The organism is Paenibacillus nuruki (assembly GCF_001721045.1).
Classification (GTDB): Bacteria; Bacillota; Bacilli; order Paenibacillales; family Paenibacillaceae; genus Saccharibacillus; species Saccharibacillus nuruki.
This window is the reverse complement of sequence record NZ_MDER01000043.1, coordinates 25692-38733: the sequence shown is the minus strand read 5'-3', so window position 1 is coordinate 38733 and position 13042 is coordinate 25692. Positions and strand designations below refer to the sequence as shown.

11 protein-coding genes and 1 riboswitch are annotated in these 13042 nt (G+C 40.4%); of the genes, 1 reads left to right on the top strand and 10 read right to left on the bottom strand.

Going from position 1 to position 13042, the window contains the following annotated elements:
* Positions 1 to 143 precede the first annotated feature (143 nt).
* The 9 genes from ribH to lysA all read right to left on the bottom strand — a co-directional run bounded on the left by ribH (position 144) and on the right by lysA (position 9994).
* Entirely contained in the window at positions 144 to 611 is a 468-nt protein-coding gene (gene ribH, locus PTI45_RS12315; protein WP_069327887.1) for a 6,7-dimethyl-8-ribityllumazine synthase, read from the bottom strand.
* A gap of 24 nt (positions 612 to 635) precedes the next feature.
* Complete coding sequence (gene ribB / locus PTI45_RS12310; protein WP_083243508.1) at positions 636 to 1277, bottom strand: 3,4-dihydroxy-2-butanone-4-phosphate synthase; 642 nt, start codon at positions 1275 to 1277, stop codon at positions 636 to 638.
* A 263-nt stretch (positions 1278 to 1540) separates the two neighbouring features.
* The gene (ribE, locus tag PTI45_RS12305; RefSeq protein WP_069327886.1) at positions 1541 to 2212 is read right to left on the bottom strand and encodes a riboflavin synthase; all 672 of its coding nucleotides are present in this window, start codon (positions 2210 to 2212) and stop codon (positions 1541 to 1543) included.
* A gap of 42 nt (positions 2213 to 2254) precedes the next feature.
* Positions 2255 to 3355 carry a bifunctional diaminohydroxyphosphoribosylaminopyrimidine deaminase/5-amino-6-(5-phosphoribosylamino)uracil reductase RibD gene (gene ribD, locus PTI45_RS12300; protein ID WP_069327885.1) on the bottom strand — a complete coding sequence of 367 codons (1101 nt, stop codon included), beginning with the start codon at positions 3353 to 3355 and terminating at the stop codon, positions 2255 to 2257.
* A gap of 462 nt (positions 3356 to 3817) precedes the next feature.
* Positions 3818 to 3978, bottom strand: a riboswitch (FMN riboswitch).
* Between the two features lie 467 nt (positions 3979 to 4445).
* On the bottom strand, positions 4446 to 6047 hold the full coding sequence (locus PTI45_RS12295; RefSeq protein ID WP_069327884.1) for an amidohydrolase: 1602 nt from the start codon (positions 6045 to 6047) through the stop codon (positions 4446 to 4448).
* A 30-nt stretch (positions 6048 to 6077) separates the two neighbouring features.
* Complete coding sequence (locus PTI45_RS12290; RefSeq protein WP_069327883.1) at positions 6078 to 6740, bottom strand: hypothetical protein; 663 nt, start codon at positions 6738 to 6740, stop codon at positions 6078 to 6080.
* Positions 6741 to 6767: 27 nt separating this feature from the next.
* Positions 6768 to 7817, bottom strand: coding sequence for a Kiwa anti-phage protein KwaB-like domain-containing protein (locus PTI45_RS12285; protein WP_069327882.1), 1050 nt, complete (start codon positions 7815 to 7817; stop codon positions 6768 to 6770).
* Positions 7818 to 7970: 153 nt separating this feature from the next.
* Complete coding sequence (locus tag PTI45_RS12280; protein ID WP_069327881.1) at positions 7971 to 8402, bottom strand: peptidylprolyl isomerase; 432 nt, start codon at positions 8400 to 8402, stop codon at positions 7971 to 7973.
* Positions 8403 to 8662: 260 nt separating this feature from the next.
* Positions 8663 to 9994, bottom strand: a complete 1332-nt coding sequence (gene lysA, locus PTI45_RS12275; protein ID WP_069327880.1) for a diaminopimelate decarboxylase — start codon at positions 9992 to 9994, stop codon at positions 8663 to 8665.
* A gap of 282 nt (positions 9995 to 10276) precedes the next feature.
* Here lysA and PTI45_RS23720 point away from each other — a divergent pair, with 282 nt between their 5' ends.
* Positions 10277 to 11833, top strand: a complete 1557-nt coding sequence (locus PTI45_RS23720; RefSeq protein ID WP_083243506.1) for a M14 family zinc carboxypeptidase — start codon at positions 10277 to 10279, stop codon at positions 11831 to 11833.
* Between the two features lie 370 nt (positions 11834 to 12203).
* Here the strand turns inward: PTI45_RS23720 and PTI45_RS12265 are convergent, their stop codons facing one another.
* Positions 12204 to 13028, bottom strand: coding sequence for a purine-nucleoside phosphorylase (locus PTI45_RS12265; RefSeq protein ID WP_069327879.1), 825 nt, complete (start codon positions 13026 to 13028; stop codon positions 12204 to 12206).
* Positions 13029 to 13042: the final 14 nt, after the last annotated feature.

Sequence of the window (13042 nt, the reverse complement as noted above, 5' to 3'; positions counted from 1 at the left end):
TGGACCACTCCTCTTAATCAATAGATTCTCATCTCTTATTGTATCTCAATCGCGCACTTTTCACAGTATATATTCAGCAAAAAAAGGGCAAATCCTGTTTCTGCCCTTTTTTTGCTTTCTATTTGATTATTATACAGTACATCTTATTTCATCATTTTCGTTAAATTCGCCATTTCGATAGCTGCATTTGCGGAATCCCAGCCTTTGTTGCCTGCTTTGGTTCCTGCACGTTCAATCGCTTGCTCGATACTTTCAGTCGTTACAATTCCGAAAATAACAGGTACACCTGTTTTTAAATTAATAGCAGATACGCCTTTGGCGACTTCATTACATACATAATCATAATGGGTAGTAGAACCACGAATCACAGTACCCAGTGTAATGACTGCATCGTATTTTCCACTTTCAGCCATCTTTTGTGCAATCAAAGGAATTTCAAATGCTCCTGGCACCCATGCCACATCAATATCATTTTCAGCGGTTCCGTGACGTTTGAGTGCATCCAGTGCTCCGCCTAGAAGTTTGGTCGTAATAAATTCATTAAAACGTCCAACAACAATACCAAATTTAAGATCCTGCGCGATTAAATGTCCTTCAAAAATATTAGCCATAGTGTTCATCCTCTTTTCGATAAATTAGTTAGTATGAAGCGTTGGAGATGTCTGTTCCAAATAGGTAATTAACGCTTGAATGCTGATCAATTTGAGCTGATGTTGTGTTGCGATCTTCTGTAATTCTGGCAAACGTGCCATCGTACCATCGGTATTCATAATTTCACAGATCACACCGGCAGGTGGAGCATCACATAAGCGAGCCAAATCAATAGCGGCTTCTGTATGTCCTGCACGTTGCCGTACACCGCCTTCACTCGCAATCAATGGAAACATATGACCTGGACGGCGAAAATGAGATGCTGTTGCTTCTGGATCGGTCAGACCGATGACGGTCATGGATCGCTCTTGTGCAGAGATTCCTGTAGATGTACTGATATGATCTACAGATACTGTAAAAGCCGTGCCATGATAATCGGTATTTTGCGCAACCATAGGAATCAGTTCTAGCTCTGTCGCACGCTCACTCGTGATCGGAGCACATACCAGACCACGACCTTCAGTGACCATAAAATTGATGACTTCAGGAGTCGCACGATCAGCTAAAGCGATAAAGTCGCCTTCATTTTCCCGATCTTCATCATCAACTACAATAATCACTTTTCCTTGCTTCAGATCTTCTAATGCTTCTTCGATAGAATGTAAGTGGGTAGATGCATGATTCATTGATATAACCTCCTTTTGAACTCTCTCGTACTTATACTGCCAAGCGCTTGCTGTAAGATATTTTGCTTTGCAAAAATCATTTTTTTATTGAACTCTTTCGCGCTTATACTGCCAAGCGCTTACTGTAAGATATTTTGCTTTGCAAAAATCATTTTTTTATTGAACTCTTTCGCGCTTATACTGCCAAGCGCTTACTGTAAGATATTTTGCTTTGCAAAAATCATTTTTTTATTGAACTCTTTCGCGCTTATACTGCCAAGCGCTTACATATATCCATTTTCCTGCAAAAATTGACTGGTGATTGATGGCTTTTTCTGATGGGTTGCATCATTAGCTGTATTCGATTGGTACTGTAATAAATGTTCGACATATTTACCAAGCACATCACATTCAATATTGACCATGTCGCCTGCTTTGCGGTAAGCAAGCACTGTTTCTTTAAGCGTATGAGGAATAATCGAGATTGTAAACGAAGTGCTGGTTACCGATACTACCGTTAAGCTGATTCCATCGACTGTGATTGAACCTTTAGGAATGATATAACGAAATAAATCATGATCTGTCGGTTCAATCTGGAAAATCACAGCATTCTGGTTACTCTGTATCTGCTCAATATGCGCTGTTCCATCGACATGACCTTGTACAATATGCCCTCCAAAGCGTCCGTTAGCGATCATCGCCCGCTCTAGATTAATCGGACTGCCTGTCGTCAGTTCTTTAAGACTGGACGACCGATAAGTCTCTGGCATTACGTCTACTGTAAACATCGAACCTGCAATCGTGGTTACTGTTAAGCAGACCCCGTTACATGCTACGCTGTCTCCAATTTGAAGCCCGTCCATAATACGTGATGCGTTAATACCCAGAACCATCGTTTCACCACGTCGTCCATTTTGTCTCAGTGTTCCTATTTCTTCGATCAATCCGGTGAACATAGATAGATATCCTCCTTTCGATAAAGCTGATCTGCTCCAAGGTTATAGGTGATGATAACGTGGTAATCCACTGATATAAACATTGTCCTCTAACGTCTCTATTTCGAGTTCATCTAAAGTGACTGCTTGATTCATTTTTTCAAATCCGTCAAATGCAAAAGTGGATAATGTACCCCCGATAATTTTGGGAGCAAAAAATAAAGTGATTCGATCGATTAATCCAGCTTCAAGCATCGAACCGTTCAGCGTACCGCCACCTTCTAACAGAATCGAAGATATCTCCAGTTCGCCAAGCTTTTTCATTGCAAAAGGAAGATCCACATACGGGCCGCTACCACAGATAATGACTGTGATTCCACGTTCTTGTAGTTCATGGATACGATCTCGATTCGCTTGATATGTTGTGACAATAATCGTAGGAGCCACTTCTGTATTTAATAACTTGGCGGTATCAGGAATACGAAGTTGCGAGTCAATCACAATTCGAGTCGGCTGAACACCTGTCACTTCTGTACGTGTGGTCAGCTCAGGATCATCAGCCAATACTGTACCAATGCCTACCATAATGCCTTGATGACGATGACGCATCGTATGAACGATCGTACGAGCATCGCTATTGGATATCCATTTACTATCCCCTGTGCGAGAAGCCAGACGACCGTCTAACGTACTGGCTGTTTTGAGCGTTACGAAAGGTAGCCCTGTTGTAATATATTTGTTAAATGTTTCGTTCAGTCGTTCTGATCGCTTAGCCAGTACTCCTGTCACCACTTCAATCCCATGACTGCGTAGCTTTTCGATACCTGAACCAGCTACCTGTGGATTCGGATCTACTGCTGCCACCACAACACTCTTCACTTTTTCTTTGATCAGACGATCACTACAAGGAGGCGTTTTGCCATAATGACTGCATGGCTCTAATGTCACATACGCTGTTGCACCTTCTGCTTGATCTCCTGCCATATTGAGCGCATGGACTTCAGCATGTCCGGTTCCACGTTGTAAATGGGCTCCCATGCCGACAATTCTGCCGTCTTTGACGACTACGCAACCGACAACAGGATTGATATCTGTCTGCCCTTGAGCCTTTTCTGCTAAATCTAGCGCTAGTGTCATGTAAAATTCATCATTGATTACGTTCATGATTAAGGGCTCCTTCGATACAATAGGTCTTTCATACCGCACCATGCAATAGATCATCTATACGGTAATGATTTCACATATTCGTATCCTCATATTTAGTTACTATTCATAATTTAATAACTAAATTATAAAGGTTAAAATGATACAATGACAAGCAAAAAGCCCTGTAAACCGGAATAATATCCGAATGTTTACAGGGCTTAACATCTTCATGTATAGGAGTAAGAATGGAATGTGCTTATTTGATGGCGATCGTATGTCTGTAAATGTACAGCACAAAACTGTATATCTACTATCGGCTCAGCTTGATCCACTGATCCAATATCAACATATTTTCAATATATAGACTATCATCAGAGACCAAATAAACCTGTTATCCACAGATTATTGCTTCCTGAAAATAGTAAACTATACACTCAAATAAGTGCATCTTAATTCAGAAATCGCTATGCAAGCGACTTCTGTATCCCTCTCCCATCCAGACTATACTGTCGGCTCCGGATTCTCACCAGATCCACCGTCTATGATTATACAACACATAGCCGGGTCACGGACTTAGAGACCTATACAAACTTGATCTCAACACCGCCGGTGGGGAATTGCGCCCCGCCCCGAAGGATAACGTATGAAATTATAATCACGATTTTGCTGTGATGCTGAAATCATATCATCGAAACAATTAAAAATCAAGAAAGCTCCATTTTCAACTTTTTTATAGATAGTCACATGACGATTATTCTTGTGAAAATGACTTGTCGCATGACTTGTCTATTACTAATATTGTATAATAAATTGACTTTTTTATAGTTAGATAATGTATGTTGTTGCCCATTGTAAGTTCTTTATTATTCACATAGAAAGATGCTTTATGGTCATTTCAAAGTAACGATCAACGTTGGCGGTTTCGAATCATCAAAAAAATCTTGCCACTCGGCACCATGCAACAAGACTTTTTAGATTTTTTGCAACACCATATTATTCGTTAATCCAATATAAAAAAACACCTATACATAAGCTCTGTCCAAAAAAGCAGATCATGTATAGGTGTTTTTTGAGTTCATGATGTGCTAAATAGAATAACTACAGTTTACTAGGCTTGATAAGCGATATGTCCATTAACAATGGTCATCTTAACTTGAGTCTGCAACAAAGACTCTGAATCTGTTGCGATATCTCGATCCAGTACTGTAAAATCAGCGGCTTTGCCAACTTGAATACTTCCTCGCTCTTGTTCTTCGCCTGCCGCTTGTGCACTACCGACTGTAAATAAATGTACAGCTTCCGCTATAGTCAGTCGCTCCTGCGGTAAATAGCCTTCTACAGGCTCTGCACTATGAGGTTTGCGACGAGTGAGAGCCGCATGAATACCAAGCATCGGATCAAGTGGCTCGATCGGTGCATCACTTCCACCAGCACAGATTACTCCTGCGTCTATTAACTTTTTCCAAGCATACAAATAATCTGTACGCTCTGCACCCACACGTTCCATCACCCATGGGAAATCACTGGCTACAAATCGAGGCTGAATATCTGCAATCAGTGGCAATTGAGTCATACGCTTTAGCAATGATTGATCCAGTACTTGAGCATGAATAAATCGATCTGGTAAATGGGAAATGCCTTGCAGTGGATGAGCTTCCATCGCCGATAAAGTAAGGTCAGCTGCTCCATCCCCGATCGCATGTACCGCAATCGGATAACCAAGCGAACGTGCATACGATGTAATTTCATTCAATTGAGCAGTTGTATGAATTGCCATTCCTCGTGTGTGAGGTGCATCGCTATACGGTTGTTGGAGTAGCGCCGTACGTCCACCAATCGCTCCGTCTGAGAACAATTTGGCTGCACCAATGCGCAACCATTCATCTCCGTCCCCTGCTCGTAAGCCCAATGCTTGCGCTTCTTGTAAATGAGTATAAAAAATCAATTGATGTGTTCGGAAATGTAGCCCTTCTGCATGCAATTCACGATAAATCTGCAACATGGTCTCTATACTTCCCAAAAACCGTAAATCTTCCGTATGTGACGCTGTTAATCCCAATCGAAGCGCATCCTGACAAGCGCACCGAATCGCTTCTTTTTTGGTATTATAATCAGGTTCTGGTTGTACTGCGGTAAAAGCCGCTGAAGCTTCTTCATAAATCCAGCCATTTAATTCTCCTGCTTCATCACGACCATAGGAGCCTGCTTCAGGATCTGGTGAAGAAGAGGTTACCCCTGCTCTGGCAAAGGCTAGACTGTTGCCTAGAAAAGCATGAAAACACGTTCTCGTCAGGTAAATAGGATGCTCTGTTGTAATCTCATCTAGCTCTGTTCGTAAAGGTGGAATCGGTGGGTTAAAGTTATTTTCATTCCAGTTCAAGCCTACAATCCATTGCCCTGCTGGTGTCATAGCTACACGCTGACGAATCAGGCTGATCATTTCTTCTTTGGATGTCACTTCTGAGAAATCGAGCATCGATAACTTCATTCCGTGCATCGACAAGTGCATATGAGAATCCGTTAATCCGGGCAATACATGAGCACCATCCCAATCCACTTGGCGATAGTCTTTGCCAGACAACTGTAGTGATAATTCTGAAGTGGTACCAATCGCCTGAATAATGCCATTGTCTATGTAGATTGCATCTGCATCGGGTTGAAGATGAGTACTAAATGCAAATGTTCCATGTGTAAATAATGTGCCTGCCATTGATCATTCTCCTTTATTTCATAGATCTATTTATTTAATGTACTTGATAGAGTTTTCTTTAGCAATCATATACATATTGCTCACTAGATGTTGCCCTCTATATGAAGTCGACAAATCCAAATCTTTTTCTTTTACAAGACAGATCACATGTTTACGATACTCGGGATGTTCACGTTCTTCTTCTAATGTATGCTCTGAAATGATGCCTTTTAGCACCTGTCTGCCTGATACAAAAAATAGTGGGCATGAAGAGATCGTATCTGTTTTGACATACACAGAAATAATAAAAATAATCACTAATAAAGAAAGAGCTACATTCATGATTGATGAATAATCTAATGCAATACGAGGCAATAATAATGTGATCAAAAAGAAAGAATATTCGCTAGCTGATAATTTCTCAAAGTGGCGCACAGCATATTGATTTCCGACCTTTTTAGACAATAACTTTTGTTCTATACCAGCCAGCAACCATACAATCACAATCCGGTACAATACAATAGACAACACCAATACAATGATGATAAACAGTGCTTCACCTGTCCATTGATGAGCAAACCATAACGCTACATTTTTCTTCTGAAGCCATGAAGGTAGAAGATTATTTTCATACAAAAATCCAGCGACAATTAAAAACAGAAGTGGAAAATAAGCGGTTATCCATAAAATAAGTTGCTCTTTTTTAGACCACATTATCAGTCTCCTTCTCCAATTTGTAAATTATGAATCATTCTCTAATGGATCTATATCTACAGCAATACTAAAGTTTTTAGTTAAAAAAGATTGTTTTATTTTATCAGCAAAAAAATGAATTAAAGTGGTTGGTTTTTGATCAGGTTCATATTTGATTTGGTAATGTTCCAGATCCAGAAACGAATATAACTCCCAGATCGCGGCATATTTTTTTCTATATTCTTCTGCTTTTTGAGCATTTCGAGGTAACCTTTTTCTAATTAATTTCAGCTCATCACATCGTTCTTCAAAATTATCCTCTAACGCTGCTATATTGTCTGCGCTCAATTGTGCCAGACTTCTAGAATACACATGTTGCTTGCAATGTTGCTCAAATATGTCTTTATTGGACTCTTCTGCGGCAAAAAAAGGAAGATTCACAATTTGATGCAGATTATAATCTCTAGCTTCGTTAATATGATCACGATAATCAAACATATTTTCAAAAGATAACAGATTGGAAATATAGATCTCATTATTGAAGATAAAAAAATCTATTTTCCCACCTAATTCTAACAAATCATCGCTGACAAAATGAAACACATTGGAGTCTTTTATCGCTAATCTTCTCTTTTTGGTTCCTACTTTGGGTTTACGATAAAAGCAACAATATACTTTATGTTGTTCTATATCTAATCGTATGATTTGAAAATGGGTATCCCGTTCTTCAATACTTTGATCTGTTTCTGTTAATGCATGCAGTAGACCGTTTTTGCGCGCATTCAATGTACTATGTTGTTCTTGGATCACTAGCTTAGCCAGTTGCTCATTTTTTTGTACTTCCAAATGATAATCACTGACCGCAAACTTAGATTCATCACCTTCTGGTTGCTGAAAGCTTTTAAAAGAACGAATTAACTGATCTTTTAACCAGCTGGTGACTTCTTCTGCTAATGTAATCACCTTGCTCCGATAATAATGGTCAGCTTCTTTCTCTTTGCGAACAACAAAAAGTTTGAGATCGATTTGAGATTGCTTCTCCTCGGTATCGCATGCTATTAAAAGCTGTACAGGATGTTCAGCATGATTAATATTCATCGGCTCGACTTCCTTTTTTATCCAATTGTTTCGATACATACCATTATTCACATCAAAGGGAATAAAGTCAAAATGAATAAAAAAAGAACCTGCTCTCTAAAGAGAACAAGTTCTTGATGATAAAAAAGTGAAGCTATTGTTCTTGAAAAAAGCTTACGCTTCTACAATTGCAACAGTTTCCATTTTGTCGCTGCCTTTAAGAGCATCAACATATTCCAAACCTTTAACTACTTTACCAAACACAGTGTGTTGTCCATCCAAGTGTGGTTGTGGTTGGTAGCAGATGTAGAACTGGCTTCCGCCTGTATTGCGTCCTGCATGAGCCATAGCCAAAGAACCGCGCTCGTGTTTGTTCGGGTTGATTTCGCAGTTGATTGTGTAGCCTGGTCCACCAGTACCTGTACCGTTAGGGCATCCACCTTGAGCTACGAAACCAGGGATTACACGGTGAAATGTTAATCCGTTGTAGAAACCATCATTTGCTAATTTTTCAAAGTTAGCAACCGTATTCGGTGCATCTTGATCAAACAGGTCGATAACGATCTCTCCACCGTTTGCAAGTTTGATGTTCGCTTGTTTAGACATAATATAATAAATCTCCTCTCAATTAAAAACAGAAATTAGGACGCATGCCTCTACTTCACCAGAGTACGATTAAGCGAGAAATAGATCTGTAGGACAGCATCCTCTTTAGTTTACTATGAAAAGCGATTCTGCGCAAAGGCATGTTCACTTCTTTTTCGCTACATTCCGTTCATGATACCGATATATAGAGTCACCATCTGTACAATCATGATAAACATTTTCATACATTAGATACTAATCATATAAATAAGATTCAGTCTCTACGTAGTGATCGTTGTACGAGTTAGACGAGCTGGAATCACATCATTGCTTGTAATATCTTCAAATGTTTCCCGCTCTACAATCACATCACTTTTGCCGTCTTTAACTAAGACGACTGCCGGGCGACGAATCCGATTGTAATTGCTTGCCATAGAATAATTATAAGCCCCTGTACATGCTACTGCTAACAGATCGCCTGCTACAGGCGAAGCCAGTTCAATATCCCAGATGAGCATATCGCCACTTTCACAACATTTACCAGCGACCGATACCAATTCTGTTGCTTCATCATTGGCACGATTGGCAATCACAGCTTCATATTTCGCTTCATACAGAGCTAGACGTGGATTGTCTGTCATACCGCCATCAACCGATACATATTTGCGTACATTGGGAATATCTTTGTTAGAACCTACTGTGTATAACGTTGTTCCTGCATCCCCAACGATACTACGACCGGGCTCTACCCAGATTTGCGGTAATGCTCCTTCTAATTTGGAAAAGTGCTCTTTAACCGCTGTGGTGATTGCTTCTACATATTCAGATACTTGAAGCGGCGTATCTTCGGATGTATAGCGAATACCGAATCCACCACCCAGATTAATGACTGTAAATGAAATGCCTTCTTGTTGCTGTACTTCAAGTGCAAATGCAGCTACACGTTCAACCGCTACTTGAAAACCATCCACTTCAAAAATCTGTGATCCGATATGAGAATGAATCCCTAATAATTTGACATGTTCCAGTGAATGAGCTTCTTTCACCGCTTGATAAGCTGTTCCGTTCCCGACGTCGAATCCGAATTTGGAATCTTCTTGACCGGTCGAAATGTATTCATGAGTATGTGCTTCTACACCCGGAGTCACCCGTAACAGAATATTAGGCATCATTTTTTTAGAAGCCGCAATCGCATTTAACACTTGTAACTCCACAAAGTTATCGACAACAAAGCAACCGATCCCTGCATCCAAAGCCATTTCTAATTCATCTGGCGTTTTGTTATTTCCGTGAAAATGAATGCGTTCAACAGGAAATCCTGCTTGCATTGCTGTATACAGTTCTCCTTCAGATACTACATCCATCGACAATCCTTCTTCTTCTACAATCCGGCACATCGCCATCGTGCAGAATGCTTTGCTAGCATACGCCACTTGAAAAGTTAATCCTGATGCTTGAAAAGCTTGCATATACTCCTGACAACGACTACGAATTAAATGCTCATCCATAATATATAAAGGCGTACCATATTGTTCTTTAAGTTGAACGGTATCACAACCACCGATCACAAGATGACCTTGATCATTAATTTGACTTGTTCCATGTAAATACATCTGTTGTCCTCCGTTCATTCACTTGAAGTGTATAGTCAGTATAACCATTGTGCATATTATAGCAGAATGGACTATTTTGCTGAACATTTGTGTTTTATGTGAGATTCCAATGAATGGATTTGCTTATTAATGTACTTACATATGGAAAAAATAAGCATTTACGTCACTTCAAATAAGATGCTACTATTCTTGAGAGAGACACTCTAATATACCGTTAAATCAAGGATTTTAAACATTTAGGGTACTAACAATTGTATATCATTTTTCTAGAGGAGGATGGCATTGAAAAAGATTGGATGTCTTATGCTTGCATTTATACTATTTGTCCCTACTCTGCTGTTCCAAAGCCAAGCTGAAGCAGCAAGTAGCACGGTAGTTAACCCGTCTGTCACGTATACATATGCAGCCATGACCCGACATATTCAGTCATTGGCTCAGAAATATCCTGACTTGATTCAGTACAAATCTATTGGTAAAACCAAGTATGGTCGTGATATCTGGGCAGTTGGACTTGGGCATGGACAAGCAACCGTATTTATTAACGGTTCTCATCATGCTCGTGAATGGATGACAACGACAATCAATATGTACATGTTAGAACAATATGCGATAGCGTATACCGCCAATCGACCTTTTGAAGGATATAATACTCGCCAAATTTTAGATCGAACCACCATTTGGTTTGTACCGATGGTTAATCCTGATGGAGTAACTTTGCAACAACAAGGAACAAGTGCTTTTCCGGCTTCGGTTCGACAAGCTTTAGTCAAAATGAATGGGGGTAGTACCAACTTCAAACGCTGGAAAGCCAATGCACAAGGTATTGATCCGAATCGTCAATATGATGCATATTGGAGCACGATTGAAGATAATATTCCATATCCATTTTGGAAAAATCATAAAGGAACCACTGCTGTACAGACTGCTGAAAATCAAGCAACCACTTCATTCACCTACGATATTGATCCTGAAATCGCCGTATCGTATCATTCAGCCGGTCGTATTCTCTACTGGAACTTCCATACGCTTACACAGAATCTAAGTCGAGATAAACGTTTGGCTAATATATTCACTACGTTTACAGGTTATCGCCAAGTACGCCCAAATAATAATCCTTCGGGTGGCGGATATACCGATTGGTTTATCACTACGTTTGGTAGACCTGCTTTTACACCGGAAATTGGTATCAAAACAGGTGAAACCAACTTGCCCCTATCTGCTTTTAACGAAGAATGGCGACGCAATAAAAAAGTAGGGCTTTGGATTGCACAAGAAGGCTATTCACTCTGGTTGAAAAAGAATCCAAATACACCTGCTTCACCGACCACACCAACGCCACCACCATCTAATCAATCACGCCGATCTTTAAATGTTACTTTAGATGGAGTGAATGTCAAAAAAGAAATCCCTGCTTTTATTCAAAATAAAGTCACGTATATCTCATACAAACCTTTGCTGACTCCATACGGATTTGCTTTTTTCTGGGATCAAGCGAACCAGACCATTACAGCAACATCCAGCGCTTCCGGTACAGCCACATTTACATTGAATCAAAAAGCAACTGAGATCAACGGCGTATCGTCAACTCTTCAAGGCACACCAATAAATCTAGACGGAACCGTATATGTCCCAACATCATTAATCAGTCAGCTTACAGGCATAGCCGTTAATATTAATGACAAAGGCGATACCTTAACACTAACCAGTCCAGACACTGCCGCTCCATCACCAGCAACAGAAATAACAACAGAAAATTCCAACCCTTCTCCAACACCTACACCAGAGTCCGTACCCAATCAACCCACAGTAGCCCCTGACCCTGATGTAGGAGAATCATAAGTTTATCAGTATTTTCTCCATCTAACTCAAACTCTCTCAAATACTACACCCTTTCCATATCATCTAATAACGAAAAAAGCTTCCAATCCTATAAATAGGATTCAGAAGCTTTTTCACATGACCATATCCTCTATTTACTCCCACCGCACTACCTGCCAACCCACCAAAAAGTTGGCGTTTATCTCATGACTGTGCTCCCACCTCGGAGCGAAAGGAAAATAATTGTTCTGAAAGTCGCCTTTGAAGTGGAATCCCGACTGCCTAGCAGTCCAATCAAGGGATTCCATTTCACCAGCGACGGCAAGAATAATTCTTTTCCTATAGCGGTCTAACTCCCCCGCACAGCCATCTTCAACCCAACCACATTCAATTACATTTGAGGAATAATCGCCAATACCAATTTCAAGAACTGATCTCGAACACGGTCTGCTGTCTCCATCACTTCATCATGAGATAACGGTTGATCCAGAATACCTGCCGCCATATTGGTAATACAAGAAATACCGAGAACTTCAATTCCTGCATGACGCGCTACAATCGTTTCTGACACGGTAGACATACCTACTGCGTCTGCGCCTAATGTACGTAGCATAACGATCTCAGCAGGCGTCTCATACGTTGGACCAAGCAATCCAGCATAGACACCTTCTTGAATTTTTAATCCTTGTTGTGCAGCTGTTTCTTTGAACACCGCACGTAGACGACGGCTATACGCTTCTGACATATCAGGGAAACGTACACCTAGAGCCGAATCGTTAGGTCCGATCAATGGATTGCGACCTGTCATATTCAAATGATCGCTCAATACCATCAAATCACCTGGCTCATACGAAGTATTTACTCCGCCAGCTGCGTTGGTTACCAGCAATGTAGAAATACCCAATTCTTTCATCACACGTACAGGGAATGCCGTTACTTCAGGGCCGTATCCTTCGTACATATGGAAGCGACCTTTCATCATAACAACAGGACGACCTTGAATCGTACCTAGCAATAATTCGCCTTCATGACCTTCTACAGTCGATACAGGAAAATGTGGAATATGATGATAGTCAATCGCTACGCTATCTTCGATCAAATCCGCCAACACACCTAATCCTGATCCCAAAATAAGTCCGATCTCTGGTTTGATATCACTTTGACTGCGAATATAAGCAGCTGCTTCTTGAATCGTTGCTTGTGTAATAGTTGTCATTAAAGTATCCTCCT